Genomic DNA, 21498 nt, shown 5'->3' with positions numbered 1-21498 from the left:
AGGCGGGAATGCCCAGTTTCGTGATTAACATGCTCAGAAAAATTAACTGACTGTTGCACTTGTTCCTTGAGACCGCCCATCCTGGACTGTGTCCTGCACGTCCGAGTGAATTGCCGGCGCAGAGGGCTCAGGATCACCGAATAGCGCCCGGCGCATCTCATCTTCCATCAATTCTGTATTCATGCCATTTCTCAGAAGGGTGTTATCTATAACCTGATCGATTCTATCAGGATGGACAGACTCTGTTGTAAAGCGTTGCTGGGGTGAGACCTCAAGTGGTAAGGGACAGCAGATAACGGCGAGTGTCAGATGTTTCCATCTGCCGCCTATTATTGCGGGCAGCGAACGGCCCAGAGTGTGTAAAAACACTTTCGTATCAGGGACGCCTAAGCCGAGCGCTCTTGGGCGAGGCGATTACCTAAACTTTGATCGGCGCCTATTGTCGCTGACCCACCAGAGCCACGGACTAACCACCCCGGAGTTGACCACCGCCTGCGCAATGCTGCTGTATGTCTCATGGAATGGTGAATGGGTAGAAGAGCGCCAGGGCTGGCAATGGCGCTGGATCAAGCTGATCGAGGCCGCCAGCGAATGCGGGGCCGGAGGTCGGCGCCCACCGCGCCCGGGGCGATGCGAGAATTATTCTGGACGTGCTGTGCTACCTGCAACGTCGCACCAATGGACGCAAACCAACAAGCTGGCCTGCCGTTAGATAACCAGTAGATGCTGCCAAAGCTAATTCAATTTTTCACATGGCTAAAATCAAGCGTCTTATGTCTATTGAAAGTATTCATCAGTACCAATAAGATGATTCTGCAACAACCAAAATAAATATTAACATCAAGGAGAAATGTTATGGCGCTTAAACCAGGCCCAAAGCCAATTGCTAAGTCAACCGGTGAACTTGATCAGCGTCGTCGTGACAATAAAGACACGCCGGGAAATAAACCCGACTTGAAACCTAGCAAGTCCTCAAAAAAATAGGTTGTCGCTGGCAGAAGCTACTTTAATGGTAGCTTTTGTCATTGGAGCTTATAGGGGATGAATGCATAGCCTGTAATTTCGCCTTAGCTGACGATCATTACCCGTTCTATGAGCGCTATAACGAAATATCGAATATCATCATTGCGGCATAGCCTGAGAGTTAAAATACCCTCCAGGCTCGCTGCGGACAATTTTTTTTCAACTCTACCGGTGACTGAATTGCCCCTGATTCGCAAAGAAACTGAGAGACCGCTTTTGGCCGAGAGTTGACTGAGACGATAGGCTGGAAACGAACCATTGCGGTCTGTCACGAGGGCTGCAATGGGCACTAGTAAACGTTAGTTGGGCGGGCTTTCAAGGCCGCACTGAGCGCTGTGTTCAGCAAAGAACGATGCATTTCGATGGGGCTCTGTGACTCCGCCACACCAGTTGAGGAGAATGTGAGAAAGCCGCGCTTACGAGAGCGGTGAACTGTAGTGTTTTATACTGTTTTTTCCTGAGCAATGACCGCTTCCGCGACCTGTATGGAAGCGCTCGCTTCTTTGAGCGGAACTTCACCTACTGATAGGGAGCGCTCGATCAGTAACTCGCTGCCCCTGTCTTTTAACAGCGCTTGTAACCGATGAAACTCGTTACACCAAATAGTTTCAATATCTCGATCCCGGGTTTTGTCACGGTCACCGCTGAGAGCTACTGCACGAACCTGCAAACGACCATTGTCGGCCTTGCCGCCAACTTCTACGCCATAGCCGGGGGTGGCTACTTTACGCAGTACGACCTTTCCAGTTTCCGCCCAAGCGGTCGCCATGCCTTCGCGTACTTCGTAGCCGAGGCTCGCCAATCCACTTAGCACGGCTTCGCGACGGGCCAAGGCCGCTTCGGCCTGCAAATGGGTTGCGATAAAGGCTTCACACTGCTCGGTCAGTCCCGCAATCGTCTCTAGGTTGGTGACGGTAGTACAGGTGCTGATTTGACTTAACAGCGCGGTATAGTCAGTACCTACCTGTGTTTCCATTTCGCTGGCCAAGTCCTGTAGCCGTTGGAGGCTCTCTCGCTTGTTTTTGAAAGTACGAGTGGATGAGGCCAAGTCGAGGACAAGACTGTCGAGCAGCAGATTACGCCGTTGCGATTCGGGTTCCGCCTCGGCTCTTTCCTGCGCCTGAAGGAATGACGCGGCGCTGCCGGTACCCTGCAGCAGCTGCAGTTCAGCGATGTGTCGGTTTATGCGTTGCAGGCGTATATCGGGCAAGGTATCAGGGTGTCGGGCAGCCATCCATTCGTTCAAGGAGTTCGGAGTGTCATCGACCTTGAGTTGCTGTGCCAAGGCTCGCTGGGCTTCGCTGAGCGTCTCTTTCTGATCGGCCTTGGCCAATTGGACGAAACCCGCAGCCAGTAGACGCTCACCATCTTCCTTGATGATGCCGTTGGCCAATTGCGTGAGAGAACGCAACAGGTCTTGATCGGCGCCTTCGGAGCACGCTTGCAATGCCTCGAGCAATGTTGCGGCGTTCTCCTTAAGGCGTCGTTCGCGTTGGCGTCGCTGAGCGGCACGAATAATCGCGCGTTCTTCGCGATCCTCCAGGTCTCGGCGTAGGTGCTCGATCTCGGCCGGTACGGCCTTCTGCAGCTCAGCAAAGCGCTCTTGCGCCAACAGGGCGCGCAGGCGATCGCGTCGGGCGAAGGTGGCGACGCGCTCCTGTTCGTTCAGCTCTCCGACCTTACTGGCTTGCGCCTGCCAACGTGTCAAGACCAGCTCCAGGCGTTGTAGGTGGCCTTCGCAGATGGCGATGATTTCTTCCCAGGTGACAATGCGAACGACCTTCGGACCACTCATAGGCAGGTTTCCGTATCGGCTGTAGTGGGCGTCTGTTGCGACGGGGGCGTGGCCTGCATGGCCTGTTCAATGGCTTCACGCAGGCGTGCACGCTCGCTTTCACCATTGTGATACCAAGCCTGTGACGAGACTCGGTGAATATGAGGGATGGCACGGTGCAGTACGGTCGGACGCCAGATTTCCCGGGCGCGGGCGCGCTCTAGCAGTGCGTGGCACGGGGCATCGCATTCGATGCCGATGCCGTATAGGCCCGTGCTGGCGTTCTCGATGGCGAAGTCGAGACCGAAGGCGTCGCCCTCGCTGGCAGGGGCGGCCTGCCAGCCCAGGGAGTGAATAAACTCGCCGACCAGTCTGACGAAACCATCACGGCGTTGGCCTTGTTCTCGTTGCTGGCCGTTTCGGTCTGTCTGCAAGCGCTCAAGCAGTTTACCGCTACTACCGAACTCACCCGCGGAGAGAGCGCGCGCGTACTCCAGATAGCCTTGCAAGTAGTCACGCGGGCTGATCGGCGCGCGGTGTGTGTTGAGCATGTCGGAGATATCGGCGATCGGCATCGAGGTGATCATCACCACCTTGCGTCGTGCACGGGTCACCGCCACATTGAGGCGACGCTCGCCGCCGGTCTGTCCGAGCACACCAAAGCTGCGACGGAAGGTGCCTTGACTGTTGCGACCGAAAGTCGAAGAGAAGACGATGACGTCGCGCTCATCGCCCTGTACGTTTTCCACGTTTTTGACGAACACTGACATATCCTCGCCGTCCTCACTGCGTTCGCGCTCTTCGGTGTAGGCAGCACGAAAAAGTTCGTCCTGTTCCGCACGCTGCTCCAAGTGCTCCTCGATTAACTCTGCCTGCTTTCGGTTGAACGTGACCACGCCGACCGAGGGACGCAGATCGTAGGGTTGCTGCCAGAGTTCATTGAGATACTCAACGACACGTTCGGCTTCCTCGGCGTTACTCTGGTTCTGGTATAGCCCCCCGACCTCGATCAGCTCCAGAGGCTTGATACGCAGAATGTTCGCTTGCGGATGACGGACCGGGACGTTAAGACGGTTGCCGTAGAATGAGGCATTGGAGAAGCCGATCAACTCGCGGTAGGCCGAACGGTAGTGGATCTGCAATGTTGTGTTGGGCAGGGCGGTGCGCGCCAGTTGCAGCAAGTCAGGGCAGTCCTTGATCTCGCGACGATTCCAGGTGTCTTCGAAGGCTTCGCGTTGTTCCTCGTCAGCGTCAGCGTCAGGCTCGTCACCATCGAATGTTTCGGCTTCGTCGCTTTCGATGCGGCTGGAGAAAAAAGCAGTCGGCGGCATCTGTTTCTCGTCGCCGCTGACCACGGTGACCTGACCTCTAAACAGGGTCGGCAAGGCGAATTCCACAGGCATCTGCGAAGCTTCGTCGTAGATCACGGTATCGAACAGGCCGGCCTTAAGCGGCAGCACACGGCTGGCCACGTCCGGGTTCATCAACCATACCGGACGTAAGCTCATTAGACCGAGGTGGCTGCCCAGTTCGATGAATTCGCGCAGGCGCCGCGAGCGCTTGCCCGTTAGTCGGGTGACGTCCTCCCACTGTTTGTGATTGCCCAGGCGAGTAAGGTCGATGCCGTTGGCGAGTAACTCTCGGTTGAGCACACGCATCTGCGCGTCGGCTTGAGCGAGGCTGGCTACCTTGGCCCGAGCCTCATCCTGACTGAACAGCAGTTCGGGGTAGGCCTGCTCAAGTCGATGTTTCCAACCTAGTCGCGCTTCGCGATTAAGCAACCGTCTTACGGCGGCCTCCAGTTGCTCGGGTGCGATGCCGTCCAATTGCTCCTGGCGCTGCCTCAGCAGTGCGAGTAGCTCCAGATCCGGCTCGGCCAGCTGACTAGCGCGGCCACGGAATGACTGATAGGCGGCGAGAAACGGCTGCGCCTCATGTAGGCGATCAAGCGTCAATTGATTGTTCAGGTTGTGCGCGATGGCGTGTTGCAGTTGTTGCACCAGCTCATCGCCCAGCCAATCACCGAGCACTTTGAGCTGGTCAAGGCTGGACTGGCGGACCCCGTGGCGCATCAACGAGGCGTCGAGATTGTTGAGAAGCGCCTCGAGGTGTTGCTTGTCTCCAGCCAGGACGGCCTCGTCGGCTTCCTCAGGGCGCGGCGATTGCGCTATGGCGCGGGCCAGCGCCTGGATCTCTAGTAGGTGGCGGATGTCGCTCTTCACTGTGCTGACCAACTCCAGGCAGGCTTGCTGGCTCACGGTCTCCAGCTCTAGTACCTGATGCAGTGTCGCCAACTCGGCCCGCAGAGGACGCCACTGAATTTCCAGGTGGATCGCGGCGTGCAGAGTCGGGAGGACATCAGCAGCTAGACTTTGCCCTTGCTGTTGAAGAACGTTGCGCAAGCGCTTGCGCCGCAGCAGATGCAACGGGTTGATGTTCGCCAGCCAGGTTCGGGTAGCCATGACCTTGGCGCAGTCGTGCGCCAAATGCCTGAGTGTCTTGCTCTCAACCAGACTCAGTGCTGGCGATAGCGTGGCTGCGTAGTGGTCCTGGTCCAGCTGACCGAGCTGCTGATCGAGCTGGCGTAGTTCGCCGAGAATCGACTCACCTCTCGGCGCCTGGCCGACTTCGCGGCTGCGGAACAATGGCAGCCAGCGCGCCAAGCGTAGGCGTTGCTCTTCTTTCAAACCGAGCAGAGTAGCGACATGGGACGCTATCCAACTACGGTACGGCGTCGGATCGTCGATTTCGAAGCTGGCCGAATGCGTCTGCAGCGTGGCCTGACGGTTAATCTCGGCCTGGGTGAAACTGTTCAGGTTGTCAGTGAAGGCCTGCAAGGTCGCACGGTCGGCGGCGAATGGCTTCAACTGCTTCAACAGGCTGCCTTCGAAGCGAGAGGGTAGCCACAGACGTATCAGAGGGGCGCAGTTTTCCTCTAAACGCGTCAGGCTGGCGAGGTCCAGTGTTACCAATCGTTGACGTAAGGCCGGGAACTCGATTGGCTCAGGACCTGCCTCCAATTCAATCAGCTCGCCGAGCAGTTGGCGATAACTGAGGCCGGTGCTTTCATCTAGACGGTGCAAGCTCTGGTGGAAGCGGTCGAGTTCACCCTCTAGGGCTTCGATACGGGCAGCGATCTGCTCGCGTTGTCGCTGCCAGCTTGGCGGCCGAGTGCCGTCAGCGAACAAACGCTCCAGCTGTTCGCGGATGCTACGGATAACCGGTTCGCGGTCGCGGTTGACGTCATTGAGCATAACGATGCGTTGGCCCAGACCTTCAGCCACCAGGCGTTTGTACACCACTTCTAGCGCGGCATGCTTCTGGCAAACAACAAGCAGGCTGCGCTGACGGCCGATGGCGTCGGCGACCATATTGACGATGGTCTGGCTCTTACCTGTACCTGGCGGCCCCTCAACAAGTAGCCCTGGACTATGTCGTGCCTGGATCACCGCCGCTTCCTGGGACGGGTCGCTGGCAACAGTGAAGAACCGCTGCAACTCGTTTGGTGGTGTCACAGGCACAGCTGCATCGGCTACTTTGAGGCGCAATGCAGTTTCCAGGCCGGTGCCGACAGGCGACAGATTCTTCAGCTGGCGCAAGTCTTCGCCGATCGCCTGCCCCATGAAAGTCACATGAAAAAGTACCGCAGCGCAGCTCAGTTCATCTTGGTAAGGAGCAATTTCCACGGTACTGGGCGGTAAACTGCCGAGCACCCGCGAGCGGATGGTAGCGAGCATACCGAAGGCATCCATCACATCCGCCGCGCGGATCGACGAGCGACCTAGTAGTTCATCGGTTGTCTTACGCCAACGCTTGAAGGTTTCGGCACCGAGCACGCTTTCCAAGGCAGGGTTGAGCCGAATTTCTTCACGCTCGCTGTCAAACGCCAGAGCGGCGTGCCCACGGCTGCCCAGTTCAAGCTGCAGCTTAACCGGCCACAGCAACAACGGGATGATCCGCGTACGCGTGGTACCGCGTGCATCGCGGTTGAGCAGGAATGGGAAACCTAAATAAAGGCCATCGATACCGGTGTCGCGTTTGTACAGCGCGCTCTGCCGGTACAGGGCATGCAGGCGTGATTCCAGTTGGCTGTTGAGCTGGAAGCTTTCCGGGTCCAGGTTCACCGCATTGGCATTGCGTTGCAACAGATGGTCGAGCAAGGCCGCGGCCGGACTGCGTTCGCTGTTCAGTTCGTTGACGTCAACGCGGGCGGTGGTCTTGCCAATGCTCATGCGCACCAACGGACCGCGCATCACGGCGGTCACTACCTTCTTCTCGAAGAACTCGAGGATCTGCGACACATACTGCTGTTTCTGTGGCTCCAGCCACTGGTTGGACGGAATGGCCAGCAGCACCAACATCTGAGCCAATGGCATGCGCCGCTCCAGACGGAAGTGCTCGGCCCATTGGTCCACTGTCGCCACGCCGGAGCGGGCGAAGCCGCGAATGCGCTCATCGACACTACGGTACAACTCCAGACGTGAATGCAGCAGCAGTTCACCCGCAGTCTCAGTATCGAACCAGCTGACGTCGGCGGTCTTGGCTAGTTCGGCGGCCTCCTCGATGATCGAGCTGGCCGAACGGAACTGGCTAATCGCGGCACTGAGCAGCACAATTAGATCCTCTTCCGCGATTACCCGGCGCTCTGAAAGTGACAGCAGCCCCGGGTGATCGGTGTCGGGAAGTAGTCGTTGGCGCTCCTGCCACTGCGTCGCCAACTTGGCACGCGAGGTCGATAGCGAGTAAATCCGTAACGGCTCCTCGACCAGCTCGATATGTTGATGCAAGGCACGCTGACGGACACTTTCCGCGCGGGTCTTCAGGCGCGACAGCCAATGGTCAGTCTGTAGCTGCTCGAGCAAGTCTGGAACCGAACCGCTGATCAGGCGATAGCCTTCCAGGGGGTGTTCCAGCAACCATCCTGGGGTCACGATCTCGCCGCGATGGATTAAGGGAATTTCTGGATTGAGAGCCTTCAGTGCCAGCATCAGGCGGAAGTCGTCCTCGATGCCTTCGTGTTGAACGATCTGACGCAAACCTGCGACCAGGGAAGGCGCCAAGCTGACCTGCTCGGCCCAGGTCACTATTACCCCACGAAGCAGGTGGTCGAGGGCCTGTTGCCAGTTGTTCGTCTGTGCCGCTGCTAGGGCGAATACGCCGGGCAAGTGATAGCGGCGCGGTCCTAACTGCAGCGTAGCGCCTTCGCCCTCATCATTCTGTTGAACGGAGGAGGGCGGTGCCTCTACCGCAATACCGTTAAGCCAGGCCTCGACCTGCGGCCATTGCCAGCGCTGGTGGCGGTCGCGTGCCAACAGCCCACGCAGCAGCAAATGGAGTTGCGGGTCGAGGTCGTCAGGGATCGGCACGCCGTTTGCCAGTACGTGGATCAGGAAGGCATTGGCATTGACGCCACTGAAGCAGGCACCCTGCGTCAGTTGCTCGAGCAGAATCATGCCCATGCTCCACCAGTCTGAGGCAGCTGCAACGCCACCTGCAATGGCCTCTGGCGCCATGTAACGACTGGTTTCTAGGGGCGAGACGATATCTAGGTCGAACTCCGACAGGCGTGCCGAGCCGAAGCCGCTGATCACCAGGTCCAGCGGTTCGCGGGAGCGAACGAGAAGACTGGCGGGGCGCAGGTCGCGATGACGAAGGCCGGCCTCATTGAACACATGCAGCGCCTGGCCCAATTCGCTGACTACGTGACGCACGCTGGCGTTATCGCGAATGACGCTGCCAAGGTCAGCCAGGGTTCCACCGCTAAGTTCCTCAATAACTTCGTAGGCGCGATCATTCCAGCGACCGGTGACGATGATCTCGGGTACATGCTCGCGAGGCAACCGGCGTATCACATCGTAGATCACCGGATCCGGCTCAGAGCCGGATCGATACAAGGTCAATACCGCTTGTTGTGCTGTTTCGTTGTGCTCGACGAGGTAGCGCTCACGAACGCCGTCGGTGTTGCTGATTTCTCGAACCAAGCGCCAGCCATCGATCAGGGTTTCCGTGACCGCTTCTGATTCGCCGCTGTCTGGCACGGAAGCGAAAGGTACCGATTGCGCGAGCTCGCCGCCACATTCGTGGCACATCAGGTCGCCTAGGTCCATCGAGTGACCATTTTCACAAAGCAAGACCGTTGCGTTGTCCGGTGCTGGGCTCACTCTGGCGATGGTCTCCTGAGTCGTAATGGCCTGGGGACGCCATCCTTCAGGGTGGATGGGTTCTCCAGCGAGATCCCAGCCACAGGCCATCTCGAAGATGGATCCCTCGCAAAACATCTCCTGAAGCGATCGCTCGGTGTTGCAATTGGGGCAGAAACGAATCATGGGGTACTCCATTCAGCGGCGTCGCGTTGCGTGTGCGCTGATCTGTAATTGATGGCCCTGGTCCTGCAGCAGGTCGCGCAAACGCAGCAAATCACCGCGCCGAGGAATACCGGCCATCCACACGCTGCCCGTTTCGTCGAACATTAGGTCGAGTGCCTTGTCGGTGGTCATCAGTAGGCGTTCAAAGTCGCCCAAGCGCGCCCGACCCAAGGGGGTAAGCAAGTTAAGGCGTTGGTTGTCACTTCCCCGCAGAGCCATAGTTTGGCTGATGGCTTCGTCGTAGGGGTCGCTAATCAACGCATCGATCAGGCCGCTGGCCTGGCGCAGTTGGTCATCGAGGTGTTCCAGGGAATAACCGCTGTAAACGAGAATATCGACCTGACTAAGACGACGCAGGCCTTGGAGCAGGCGGATCAAGGCATCAAACTGATCGAACGGTTCGCCGCCTGAAATCGTGATGCCGTCTGCCACGTCCAGCCAGGGCGTAATCTGATCCAGCAGTTGTGCCGTTGACAGTCGACGCTGCCCTGGCCCCCATGTATCGGCAGAAATACAGCCAGGACATCGGATGCTGCAGCCTTGAAACCAGATGCCCAGGCGCTGGCCGGGGCCCAGGGTAGTGACCGGAAAATGCACGCGCGACAGGCTCAAGTCCATGCTCAATGACGTTCCATCATCAGTCCACTATTAGTCAACTTGGTGATCGTAAAATGTTCACCTGGCTGCGCATCCTGGTCGAACAACGCTCGCGACAAGGGGTTGAGCAGGCGTGCTTCCAACTGGTTGCGGATACCCCGTCCACCGTTGGATAGGTCCTGCAAGCAAAGGCTGTGTAGGGTTTGGCGTGCCTCGGCTGTCAATTCTATAAACAGCTCCTGTCCCTGGAGGTCGCTAAAGGTAGCGTTGACCATCTGCTCGAAGATTTGTACGGCGACATCCTCGCGGATAAAGTCGAAGACGATAATGTTCTCGCCAATACGATTGAGAATTTCCGGTCGGTTAAGCACCAGCTTGAAATGCCGGTCGATCTCGCTATGCACCTTGTTCTGAACCTGTTCGAAGGCTTCGCCAGGCAGCACATTAGCCACCCGTTCGCCGTTGTCGCCTTGACGGTAGATGCCAAGGTTGGAGGTGAACACAATCAGTGCTTCAGAGAAGTACACTCGATCTCCGCGGCCGGAGGTGAGTACACCGTCATCAAGGATCTGCAGAAATTTGTCGAGGATGCGGGGGTGGGCTTTTTCAATTTCATCGAATAGCACCACGCTGAACGGTTTCTCCCGAATCGCATTGGTCAACTCGCCGCCGACGTCATAGCCAACGTAGCCGGGCGGTGCGCCGATCAAGCGCTGATCTGCATGTTCAGCACTAAATTCTGACATGTCGAAGCGTATATACGCGCTTTCGTCGCCAAACAGCAGACTGGTGATGGTCTTGGCCAATTCAGTTTTGCCCACCCCGGTCGGGCCGGCGAGGAAGGCCACGCCCCTGGGCCGATTGCCCTTGCGGGCGGCGCCGACACCGGTCATCGCGCGCTTGACGATGTCGAGCATGTGAGTCACTGCATGCTCTTGGCCTTTGACCCGCTGGTGAACGATGGCGTCTGCCTGGCGAATTCGCTGACGATCAATTTTTAGCCAAGGGTCTTCGGTAACACCGATCTTATAGCGGCGCACGGCATCGGCGATCTTTTCCATAGGTACACTCTCTACCCGTGCCAATTGCGCGATGGCACTGAGATCGAGCAGCAACAGCCCCTCAGTGTTTTGTACAAACGCTTCAACAGCCTGGGTAGTGGTTTCTTCGCTGGCGCCCTGACTACCTGTGAGCGCTTTTAGCAGAGCGGGCGCGAGTGCTCGGCGGACAACTTGATCAGGTTTGGACACCGGAATATGGCGAAGGCGTGGGTTGTCGACCAAAAACCAATCAGGTAGATCACCTTCCTTTTCCACTAGCCAGATCAGAGAGTTAAAGAACGGTTTACGCAACTCAGTCGCAGGACGGCTACGGGCCTGATGGGATTGCACCAGAGCTTGGGTGAACAGTTGGTGTTCAGCAGCGTTGAGTGAATCGTTGCGCATTACTAGGCGCGAAGCGAAGTCAACCAACAGCGCGACGGGCTCGCCGGTTCGGCCCACCAGGCGCGGTAAGGTGGCGCTTAACAGATCGATACCTGCTGGCGCGACCCCGTCAATTAGGGTCAAACCAAGTTCCTGCATGAATGTCTGGCCAGTTGCAGGATCAGTACCGGGCTTACCAATGGACCGGAAACCGGATACCGGGTCCCAGACAAGCACGTGGGCATAGCCTGCATCGAGCAGCTCATTACAAAGAGTCTGATTGAAGCTCTGCGCGGTTACTGTCCCAGGTGTCACTTCGCTTGCTTGCAGATCGCGAATGTTGCCTGACAGTACGAATTGGCTCTTCAGCGGCAGGAAGCGCAACAGGTCGCGCAGCCAACGTGGGCTTTCAAATATCTTAGTCCCTGACATATTTCAGCTCGTAACGTTCGGCGGATACACGCAGGGTATTGCTCACTGCAGGTATTTTCCAGCCCAACTCAACCAAAGCTTTGGGAAATGATAGGGGTTCAACCAGATTGGTCGCCGTGTTCGTCCTCGGAGAATCGACACTGGATAGAGGGGCGATCAATATTCTTGCTTGAAAAAGATGGATTTTCGAAGGCGATCCCAAGTCAAAAAACCGCAATGGGAAGCGGGCTTGGGTTCTTACCGGTTTTCGACAAATCGAGGCAGTTCTGACGAGTAGAGCAAAGTTCAGGACGAGGACGACGTATTGTGCTTCGGTTTCAGGACTATCACGCCATCTACCATCTCGATAGTTAACTCGTCCCCAAGGCCTAAACCTAATCTCGCAAGCAGTTCTGGTGGCAGATCAACGATGACGTCGCCAGTTCCATCCGCGGTTTCCTGGCATTTGACTGTCCAGCGTTCGTTTTCGCTCATGATCGTTTAACTCTCATTCCATCGTAGGGGACGTTTCATTATGCTCATGATTAGTTCTACTCGGACGGATATTACCGGCCGGTGATGGACGGTCGCTGCCTGTCGCGAAAGGTGCACCGAAAATGCCGAACAAGAGGGTGCCCTATGTTTGCTGAAATTCTGCGCGAGAATGCTTATGGTGCCTACCGGGTGCGGTTGGAAGTACTTCTCCAAATCCCCACGGACGCTTCAGATCGGGACATCCACGAACTGATCGAAGCTGGTTTCTCGGCTGGTAATGTGAAAGCCCTTTGCGACTTTGGCAGAATGAGTCCGCTAGAGCACGACCAGATAATTTCGCTCAAAGCTCTCAAAACCAAGCTGGCGCGCGGCCAGCGATTGACGGTGGACGAGAGCGATCGCCTGTTTCGTGTTGCACACATCATCGCCATGGCCCAGACGCTCTTCGGGGACGACGAAAAGGCCAAGCACTGGCTCTCCAAGTCCAAGGATTGCTTTTCGGGTAAAAGCCCAATTGCGATGCTTTCAACCATCCAGGGCACCCGCCGGGTTGAGGAGAAGCTGATTCAGTTAGCAGAAGGGTTAGCATTCTGATTCTATGGCGCATTAGCACTTTGCAGATAGGACAGGCCGCAGGGAGAGGCTGGTCAACGGCAGGTGACATATCGCCGGAAACCAGTCGCCTACCTGGCCAGCACGCCATCGGGACCATGCTGGAGATTCTCGTATACCTTGAGATTGACTAGGGGGACTTCCCCGGAACCCTCAAGTTGCTCATGGTCGATATACCTGACTCAGTACGAGACACCAGACAACGCTCCGCAATAATTCGACATCACCGGCTCCGAGCTAAGAGTTTTGGTCCGTATTGATTTCACGCCGAATACGCTCAAGCAGCGAATCTAAATCTGTATCCGGATCGAGGAGCAAAAAACTCTCAAGAAGGAGGGTAAGCGGGTGCACCCCCATTCTATCGGCAAGCTCCGATGCCTTTTCCAATGTAACGTTCTTAAGGCCGCGCTCAAGCGTGCTGAGATATGTCCTGCTACTGACGATTCCAAAATCTTCTTGGGTCAAGCCCCGGCGAAGCCGTGTGTTACGTAACGCAATGGCGAACGCTTCCTTCAGTTCCATTTTGCTTAATCCACAATAGGAACGATGAAGCCTTTTTGAACTCTATAGAGCTACAATCTATAGTGTTCATTTTGAGAGAGATTTATGCCCGCACTTCAGATTAGCGCCCGTCAGTTATCTGCGACGAGTAATGAGCACAGTCCTTCAACCATGCTGATGGTCGCGGTGGCGAACGTTGCTCAGCCGGAGCAGGGCATAGAGATAGTCAAACGCTTCTCCGGCCAACATCTGATCGACCTGTTCAACGAAATGGATCGGCCTGATTCAGATAAGGCCATCGTTGGTGTCCTGCTGGCAATACCTCCAAAACTTAACGGCTCTCCGCGCTGGATCGCTGAGAATGTGCTTAATGTTGGCCGAGTCGAGCTAAGGTTGGCGGATGACACTTGCTTGGATACATACGCCTACCGGCTTGCTTCAAAAGCTGTATTCAGAGACAACGCTAAGGTCGACCCAGCAGATATCCTGGGCTGGAGATCACTCTATGAAACGTCCAATGCGGACGGTGACGATGACCCAGAGCTTGTCGCCCATCAAACATGGTTGTCTATCGTCATCACTCGAATGGTCAACGCAGTAAATCTACCTGATGAGGAGGACGCCCCTGAGTAGTTGTCGATTCTCCATTGGTACCGTAGATCCCAAAGGAGACCTTTTTGCAGATAAAACCGGGGAGGAGGGTACGGATACTTCAGGCTTTCAAACTTATCGACCTCCGCGCTAATCAGAGCTGCGGGCTATAGGCCACGACGAGCGCAACGAAGAAGCACGCTTACCCAACAGTGTTTACGAGAGGCGGCCGTGAAAGGAAGACGTAAAGTCAAAACGTCTAAGTGGTTTTTAAAGGCTCAATTTGAGGCCGAAGCTCAGCGCATGATGGCAAATAGATCTAATGAAGCAGCACATAGATTTCTTGATGCGGCCTCGCAATTCGGAATAGAACATGAACCTACTGGGCGCCTTGCGGGCGGCTAGCATAACCTTAATCCTCAAGGTGACCGCGGCTGCACACGCCTATTTTCGACCCATTACATGTGGTCAGAGAATGCCCCCTGGATGCATAGACAAATCTGAATTGCATAGCTGACAGCCTAACCCTCATCAAGCGTCCCAGTATTTCTTCCGATATTGAGAGCCCCATGCACAAATCAGATCTTCCAATGCTACTCACTCAGACTATCGAGGTAGTTATCCGCGCGGGGCAGCTACTTATTGCGGAATGGGCGAGGGTAAATGGACCACGAGGGAAGGGCGATAAGGCCATAGTAGACATAGAAATCGAACGCGTTCTACGCCAGCAACTTCTAGGACTTTTTTCTTGTGACTTCTGGGGCGAGGAAACCGGACATAGCCTCACGGGACATTCCTGGTGTTGGGTCGTCGATCCTAACGACGGTACGAGTGATTTTCTCAAAGGTCTCAAAGGGTCTGCCATTTCTGTCGGCCTTCTGCATAAGCAAATTCCGGTATTGGGCGTGGTCTACGCACCAGTCACTGTTGAGGGCTCGCCTGATTGCATCGCCTGGTCTGAGGGACTACCCGATTTGTTACGCAATGGACAGCCAGTAGCAAGAAAGCTTACTGGACTGGCGTTGTCGAGCAGCTCCCACGTGATGGTGAGTGCCGCCGCGATCATCAAGCCAGATATCAATCGTGAGCTCTGCACCCCCAGCAGTTTTGTTGCGATGCCCTCAATTGCCTATAGGCTTGCAAAAGTCGCCGCAGGAGATGGCGTCTGCGGAGTTTCTCTGTACGCGGTTTCTGCACATGACGTCGTTGCAGGACACGCGTTGTTGCGAGGTGCGGGTGGCATTTTGCTCAATGAAAATGGTGAGTCAATTTGCTATGTAACAGAAGCAAACATGCAGACGGTCTCAAGACGCTGCTTCGGGGGATCAGAGATCGCGTGCCAGACATTGGTGGCTCGAGATTGGAATCGTATTTTCACAGCGAAGGAGAGCCAAGCTTAGACGCAATCATTGAATTTGGCGTTTATAGTCAAGCCATACCAATGTTGTCGCCTGAGGTGTCAGGCAATTCTCCGACTTAGGAGGCCAACCGATGACGATTAATTCCGATAAAGATGTCAAAGCTACCGCGATCGAGGCATTCAGCCGGGTCGAGAGCTCAGCTCCTGCGGGCAAACCACTACACTAAAAGAACAAGGAATAGACGTGTGTCCTCGTCCAGGGGCGGCGCCTGCAGGAAGAAAAGAAAAGCGTCGGACTATTTCGATGGCATCGGCGGTCCAATATACGGGTAGGGGGATTATTAATGCGAGATAGTAGCTTTTTTGAACACTGCCGTCGAATACGACTCACACTACTTTAAACTTAACTAAACTAAATAGATGTTTAGTTGAGTTACGCAAAAACTCCCATTACTTTACAAAAAAAACACTGCAACAGAACATTTTGACGTAAGGCTGAAGGGGGGGACCAAGAGGGCATAGACGACTAATAGTGCGTAGTCTATTCTCAAGAGTAAACCTTGTGGGAGCACCTATCAATGGAGAAATACACTGAGAAATCCACGCCCATCTTGGACATCGTTCTGGTTGATGACGAGGGTCGGCGCTTACCTCCACCCGTCATGACGGTTATCGTTGATGAAAGAACGCGGGTAGTAAGTGGACTGACAATTTCAACTGGGAATCACGGTGGGGTTCTAGAAATACTCAAAAATCAAAGCGACTAATCGGCAAATGATTGGAAGCAGTGCAGCGTGGCTCCCTGCAAACCTTCTGTATCTCGCTGTAAATTAACTGGAATTGATATTCCACAGATGAGGGCCGTGAAAATTTGTAAGCAGACATCGCGCTCAAAGATGCGAATTTTAGTAAGCGTCCGGGCATCACGCCTTGCGTGATGAAACCGGTTGCCACCTATGCGGCAGCAACTGATCGATTTCACTCGCCCGCTGCGTCGGCAGGCGCGTGAGAACATCCTTCAGATAGGCGTACGGATCATGACCATTCAGCCGCGCAGACTGGATCAGACTCATGATCGCCGCCGCCCGTTTTCCGCTGCGTAGCGAGCCTGCAAAGAGCCAGTTCTTACGTCCAAGAGCCCATGGTCGGATCTGGTTCTCTGCCCAATTGTTGTCTATGGGTACAGCCCCGTCATCGAGGTAGCGCGACAGCGCTGCCCAGCGTTTCAGGCTGTAATCGAGTGCTTTGCTGATGGCTGATCCTTCGGGCACAAGGTCGCGCTGGGCGCTCATCCAGACATGTAGCATGTCCATTACCGGGACGGCTTTTTCTTTCCGTATTCGCCGCCGTAAATCCGGCTCCAGATCGCGGACTTCGCTCTCGATTTCGTACAACAACTGGATATAGCGCAGGGCTTGCTCAGCAAGCGTGCTTTTATTCGTAGCGTGCAGCTCGAAGAATTTGCGCCGTGCATGGGCCATGCAGCCGATTTCGGTCACGCCGAGTTCGAAGCTGGCTTTGTAACCGCCAAAATCGTCACAGACCAGCTTGCCCCTCCAGCCTTGCAGGAAGTTGCGAGCATGTTCTCCGGCACGGCTGGGGCTGAAGTCATAAACCACCGCTGCCACATCCGAGAACTGGCTGGTGGCGTAGGCCCAAACATAGGAACGGTGGGTTTTCTTTGTTCCCGGCATGAGCATTTGCACGGGTGTTTCATCGGCATGAATAATCTGCTGCCCGAGTACCACTTCGCGCAGCGCATCGACCAGCGGCTGCAACTGAACCCCAGTCACGCCAACCCATTCGGCCAAGGTTGAGCGTGGAATCGCCAGGCCCGCTCGACCGAAGATCGATTCCTGACGGTAAAGCGGTAAATGGTCAGCAAACTTGGCAATCATGACGTGGGCCAGCAGCCCAGCGGTTGGGATGCCCTTGTCGATGATCTGAGCCGGAACCGGTGCCTGGATAAGCGTTTCGCAGTCATCGCAGACCCATTTGCCACGTACATGACGCTCGACGGTGAACACGCCCGGTGTGTAATCCAACTTCTCACTGACATCTTCACCGATGCGTTTCAGCGCGCAGCCGCATGGGCAGTGAGTGTTGTCAGGTTCGTGATGGATCAGTGTGCGTGGAAACTCAGCCGGCAATGCAGTGCGCTTGGGCTTCTGCTTTTTCTCGGTCGCCGCTGGCACTGTTTGCAAGGCCTGAAGCTCTGCTTCAATCGCTGCGATATCTGTATCGATCAGGTCATCGAGCAAACTGGCCTGCTCAGGATTCATCTGCTCGCTGCGCTTGGCAAATTTCAAGCGCTTGAGCTGCGCAATTTCGAAGGTCAGCTTCTCGATCACCGTCTGATCGCGGTTGATCTTCTTGCCCATGGTTTCGACCGTCTTACCCATTGTTTCGACTTGCGTGAGCAACTGCGCAGCTAAGGCACGCAGTTGGTCGGGAGTCATTTGGTCGAGATTGGGAGAAGAAGTCATGCGCCGAATTTTGCCAGAGCAGGCGCTTCGCGGCGATAGACCGATAGGCTAATGGCAGCCGTTAAAGCAGTGTGATCGAGCCGCCGGAACCTGCTCGTTGCCATGGCAGGCCCAATACCAAGGCTTGGAGTTGCTCGGTGTCCAACTGCATTTCAGAGCCATGACGAATGCTTGGCCAGTGGAACTTGCCCTGGTTCAACCGGCGCGCCGCCAGCCATATGCCGAAGCCGTCATGCACCAGCACTTTCATGCGATTGGCGCGGCGGTTGGCGAAAAGATAAGCACAGTGCGGCTGCGCCGCACCGAACACCGCAATCACCTTGGCTAATGCCGTTTCGGTACCAGCGCGCATGTCCATCGGCTCGGTGGCGAGCCAGATGGAGTCGATGCGAATCATCGCAGAAGGTCTCGAAGAAAGGTCGCGCAGGCAGCAGCATTTTCAGTGGGCCAGTTCACTGTGACGGTGCCGCGCGGGTGCTGTATTTCAACGCAAATATTCGATGATGATGTGTGGGATTTCGCCCCTGCCAGCGGCACGGGTAACGGAATAAATGCAGGTTGCAGCGCCGTGCTTTTCTGCGCTTGCAGGCGAATCCATTTGTGGACGAGGTTTGCGTTGAGGTTATGGCTGAGTGCGATGCTGGCAATCGAAGCACCGGGCTGGGCACACTCTTGAATGACCTGAGCTTTGAAGGATTTGGAATAGGAGCGGCGTGTTGGCTGCATGAAATACCCGCTTAAAAGGCTAGAACTGGTGCCCACTTAAATTTAAGTGCACACCATGTCTTGGCTTTGCAGGGCTGGGTAGATGACTTGGCCGTACGCATACGAATTTTAAACAGCGTCGAATTTGAAAGGAGATTTGAGTGCCAAAATTGTTTCATTGTGACGAAACCTGCAACGGCCGCGCTATGGCTGTGGCCGCTCAGATGACTCCCGAACAAAGCCTTTAACAAACCGTGCTGGTGAGGCTAAATTTATACAGTCACTCTGAGACCCACGTATCATTTTTAACTGACAGAAATTCTCAGTGCGTTCAAAAAGTCGCTTTTTTACCTGATTTATGAAGCTCAGCAGAACGGTTGGCGCGGCAACAACAATCTAGTTTTGTCAAAAAAATTAAGAAATTTAATGAATTAAATAACTCACTGCATGTGCGGTCGCGTCACCAGGAACGAATTAGCACCGATTTGCGCAGATTCTGATCGCCACGATGTCGCATTAATTGTAAACACGAAACGGATGGGACAAACCCGAGTGCTCGTAAGCCCTTGAATTCGTGGTGGCATTTTTAACTGACGGGTTTCGCATTTTTAGCTGTTCTCGACATAGGGGGCGCCCTCCAAACCCGTGCAATATTCGATAATGGGTAGAACCGTATTTTGCATTTGTCGCGAAACGCGGCTAGATTAGCAGGGTGTCCACAAATCCGCGCATGGCAATTTCATGGCAAACCTGATCCCGTTGTTCGAATCGCACGACCGATTCCTTGAGCTTAACCACAACAACCTTTCTCAAGAACTACCGGTGGTCATTAGCTACCTGGAATCCTTCCCCGGTGAGCTGTGTGCCATCGATGGCTATCGCGCTGTCAGGAGCTTCCTGCGCTCGTATGAAGGCAATTCTGCAACCTTCAATTCCTATCGTACACACGTTGAGCGCTTGCTGCTCTGGACGCTTCTGGTTTGCAAAAAGCCACTCTTGGAAATGACCCGTCAGGATGGCGAACGCTTCATGGAGTTTTGCATTAAGCCACCTGTAGATTGGATCGGCCCGGTCGTTAAGGCTCGCTATCAGCGTGTTGGCGGACGCACCCCCAAACCCACTGACACCTACACAATCAACACTCATTGGCGACCATTCTTCCTGACAGTCAAAAAACCTGATCTCAAACTCGCCCAGGAACAAAACAAAGAGCCTGAGGTTAAACCTTACAGGATGAAACAGGACTCAATCGCACAGATCTTTGCCGTGTGCGGTAGCTTCTTTCAATGGGCAGCTGACGAAGGTCTCTCAAATAACGCCAACCCAATCCGCGCAATCAAACAGAAATCAAAGTACAAACAGCGGGTTGTGGCCGACGAAAAAGCGAAGGCTTTGACCGTGCTGCAATGGAGTTTCGTCCTAGAGACAGCGAAATTAATGGCTGATCAAGCATCATACGAAGCGAAAACAGAAGCCCAAGCAGCAGCCAAAGCGGACATCGAAGAGCTAGACGAAGAGGATAGAAAGGCGCTTAAGGCCAAACTTGAGCTTCTTGAGACCAAACAAAAGCTTTACGAACGCACCCTTTTCATCATTGCTACCATCTATTCAATGTATCTCCGCGTTTCCGATATAGTTGGCAGGGATAACTGGCAACCCATGATGAGTGATTTCAGGAAGGATGATCATGGAAACTGGTGGTTTCACGTCATTGGCAAGGGCAACAAATCAGCAAAAATTAGCGTCAAGGACGAGTACATAAACGTCTGGATGGACCGATACAGGCGATTCCTAAATCTCTCTCCTAGACCGTCTCCTGATGATTCTGCGCCACTCCTACAGTCCCTCACAGGCCGTGCAGGTTTGTCAGAGGGCCATATCAGGACCCTTGTTCAGGAGGTTTTCGATTTCGCCCTGGAACGCATGCGTGCGGATGGCTTCCCTGATGACGATATTAAGAACCTCCGTTCAGCATCGCTTCATTGGCTCCGTCACACATCTGCGACAGCCGATGCAAAAGTGCGTGACCACAAAGATCTCCAGGCTGATCTGCGCCACCAGAGCTTGGCCACCACGGTAGACACGTATTACAACAGCCGGGATGAGGAGCGTCATCGCTCTAACAAATATCTTGTCATCGAAGACCGGTAATATTCCAGCCCCAAGCGATATACAGGCCAGGCATCCTTGTCAGACTCGAACGAAATACTGAATCTTCTGGGACAAGCAAAAATCGTTGCGCAGAAATATCGCGCCCTCACAGGGAAGCCTTTGGGTATCACAGGCGAAGTTGCTGAATTTGAAGCTGCGCATCTTCTCGGGCTAACCCTAAGCGATGCCCGACAATCAGGCTACGACGCCACTGAGGTGCGTTCAGGGCACACATGGAAGATCCAGATCAAAGGGCGGTGTGTGACGTCAACTTCAGCTATGGGCCGCTTGGGGAGTATCGACGTCACTAAGGAATTTGATGCGGTCATGCTGGTACTGTTGGATTTCAACTTCAACGCGATCGCTATCTATGAGGCGCCACGTGACAAGGTTATTTCGAGGATCGCGGAGCCTGGTTCAAAGGCCCGCAACATTCGTGGCTCATTGGGAATTCAGCAATTCAAGTCAATAGCAACACTTCGTTGGAAGCGGACAGAACCTGCCAAACCTGCTTGCGGTTAGCCTCCAACAATTCCTGCCAAACTTCGCCGGCGACACCCGAGCTAAAGAAGATCGAGCAACTCAGATCCGTGAATCTGCTTGCCTGTCTCCATACTCACGAATTCGTCAAGGCGACCGATCAGGTTGGGCCCTTCAAGGGGTACATCGCGGCCGACGTGATGAATTGGAACACCTACCAATTGAACTGCAAGAGGAAGGCCGCGGTCATCGTAGGTGATCTGCCTGGTCTGTAGTCGATATACCCCCCCATTGGAGATGCGCTGTACGAAGGAGCTCTCGGAAAAGCCTGCTGCGCATAGCGCCCGTTGTGAAATGTTCTGCAGAATTACTGGCTGCTCTATCAGGTAGTCAACAGCTAACTGATCTCTATCAACCGAGCACTCGAAGATTTCCTTCCCTGCTTCCCATGCCGTGGGGTCTGTGATTTTTAGCAGCGAGATTAGATCGTCCATAAACCGTTCAACGTGTTGCTTAAGCCTAT

General features: G+C 54.9%; 15 protein-coding genes. 5 read left to right on the top strand and 10 right to left on the bottom strand.

The window, feature by feature from the left end:
* Window positions 1-1465 precede the first annotated feature (1465 nt).
* The 5 genes from AC1Q8Q_RS23685 to AC1Q8Q_RS23665 all read right to left on the bottom strand — a co-directional run bounded on the left by AC1Q8Q_RS23685 (window position 1466) and on the right by AC1Q8Q_RS23665 (window position 12089).
* Window positions 1466-2818: a hypothetical protein gene (locus AC1Q8Q_RS23685; protein WP_492615560.1), complete on the bottom strand. Its 1353-nt coding sequence runs from the start codon at window positions 2816-2818 to the stop codon at window positions 1466-1468.
* The gene (locus AC1Q8Q_RS23680; protein WP_492615559.1) at window positions 2815-9123 is read right to left on the bottom strand and encodes an AAA domain-containing protein; all 6309 of its coding nucleotides are present in this window, start codon (window positions 9121-9123) and stop codon (window positions 2815-2817) included. The genes AC1Q8Q_RS23685 and AC1Q8Q_RS23680 overlap by 4 nt, the downstream gene beginning before the upstream one ends.
* A 12-nt stretch (window positions 9124-9135) precedes the next feature.
* Window positions 9136-9780, bottom strand: a complete 645-nt coding sequence (locus AC1Q8Q_RS23675; RefSeq protein ID WP_108215591.1) for a 4Fe-4S single cluster domain-containing protein — start codon at window positions 9778-9780, stop codon at window positions 9136-9138.
* Window positions 9781-9782: 2 nt separating this feature from the next.
* Complete coding sequence (locus AC1Q8Q_RS23670; RefSeq protein ID WP_492615558.1) at window positions 9783-11615, bottom strand: AAA family ATPase; 1833 nt, start codon at window positions 11613-11615, stop codon at window positions 9783-9785.
* A 285-nt stretch (window positions 11616-11900) separates the two neighbouring features.
* The gene (locus AC1Q8Q_RS23665; RefSeq protein WP_108215594.1) at window positions 11901-12089 is read right to left on the bottom strand and encodes an AbrB/MazE/SpoVT family DNA-binding domain-containing protein; all 189 of its coding nucleotides are present in this window, start codon (window positions 12087-12089) and stop codon (window positions 11901-11903) included.
* 144 nt (window positions 12090-12233) lie between these two features.
* Between AC1Q8Q_RS23665 and AC1Q8Q_RS23660 the strand changes: the two genes are divergently transcribed.
* On the top strand, window positions 12234-12683 hold the full coding sequence (locus AC1Q8Q_RS23660) for an Xre family toxin-antitoxin system antitoxin (RefSeq protein WP_492615557.1): 450 nt from the start codon (window positions 12234-12236) through the stop codon (window positions 12681-12683).
* Window positions 12684-12938: 255 nt separating this feature from the next.
* Here the strand turns inward: AC1Q8Q_RS23660 and AC1Q8Q_RS23655 are convergent, their stop codons facing one another.
* On the bottom strand, window positions 12939-13223 hold the full coding sequence (locus AC1Q8Q_RS23655) for a helix-turn-helix domain-containing protein (RefSeq protein WP_019649822.1): 285 nt from the start codon (window positions 13221-13223) through the stop codon (window positions 12939-12941).
* 84 nt (window positions 13224-13307) lie between these two features.
* Between AC1Q8Q_RS23655 and AC1Q8Q_RS23650 the strand changes: the two genes are divergently transcribed.
* Window positions 13308-13835 (top strand): hypothetical protein, encoded by a 528-nt coding sequence (locus AC1Q8Q_RS23650; RefSeq protein ID WP_256594898.1) that lies wholly within the window; start codon window positions 13308-13310, stop codon window positions 13833-13835.
* A gap of 527 nt (window positions 13836-14362) precedes the next feature.
* Window positions 14363-15193 (top strand): inositol monophosphatase family protein, encoded by an 831-nt coding sequence (locus tag AC1Q8Q_RS23645; protein ID WP_108215600.1) that lies wholly within the window; start codon window positions 14363-14365, stop codon window positions 15191-15193.
* An 883-nt stretch (window positions 15194-16076) separates the two neighbouring features.
* Here the strand turns inward: AC1Q8Q_RS23645 and tnpC are convergent.
* The 3 genes from tnpC to tnpA form a co-directional block, all read right to left on the bottom strand.
* Window positions 16077-17639 carry an IS66 family transposase gene (gene tnpC / locus AC1Q8Q_RS23640; protein WP_492615556.1) on the bottom strand — a complete coding sequence of 521 codons (1563 nt, stop codon included), beginning with the start codon at window positions 17637-17639 and terminating at the stop codon, window positions 16077-16079.
* A 61-nt stretch (window positions 17640-17700) separates the two neighbouring features.
* Window positions 17701-18036, bottom strand: coding sequence for an IS66 family insertion sequence element accessory protein TnpB (tnpB, locus tag AC1Q8Q_RS23635; RefSeq protein ID WP_492615555.1), 336 nt, complete (start codon window positions 18034-18036; stop codon window positions 17701-17703).
* The gene (gene tnpA, locus AC1Q8Q_RS23630; protein WP_009682494.1) at window positions 18033-18365 is read right to left on the bottom strand and encodes an IS66-like element accessory protein TnpA; all 333 of its coding nucleotides are present in this window, start codon (window positions 18363-18365) and stop codon (window positions 18033-18035) included. The genes tnpB and tnpA overlap by 4 nt, the downstream gene beginning before the upstream one ends.
* Window positions 18366-19085: 720 nt before the next feature.
* Here tnpA and AC1Q8Q_RS23625 point away from each other — a divergent pair.
* Together AC1Q8Q_RS23625 and AC1Q8Q_RS23620 are read left to right on the top strand one after the other, a co-directional pair.
* On the top strand, window positions 19086-20495 hold the full coding sequence (locus AC1Q8Q_RS23625) for a site-specific integrase (protein ID WP_198864929.1): 1410 nt from the start codon (window positions 19086-19088) through the stop codon (window positions 20493-20495).
* A gap of 36 nt (window positions 20496-20531) precedes the next feature.
* A complete protein-coding gene (locus AC1Q8Q_RS23620) occupies window positions 20532-21017 on the top strand; it encodes a DUF6998 domain-containing protein (protein ID WP_232925725.1) in 486 nt (161 codons plus the stop codon).
* A gap of 41 nt (window positions 21018-21058) precedes the next feature.
* On the opposite strand, the gene AC1Q8Q_RS23615 is transcribed toward AC1Q8Q_RS23620, so the two are convergent.
* Window positions 21059-21469, bottom strand: coding sequence for a hypothetical protein (locus tag AC1Q8Q_RS23615; protein WP_198865904.1), 411 nt, complete (start codon window positions 21467-21469; stop codon window positions 21059-21061).
* Between the last annotated feature and the right edge of the window lie 29 nt (window positions 21470-21498).

The sequence above is a fragment of the Pseudomonas sp. GW823-FHT06B06 genome (genome assembly GCF_058795195.1).
Note: the sequence above shows the minus strand (reverse complement) of the source record. Positions and strands in the feature narration are given on the sequence as shown.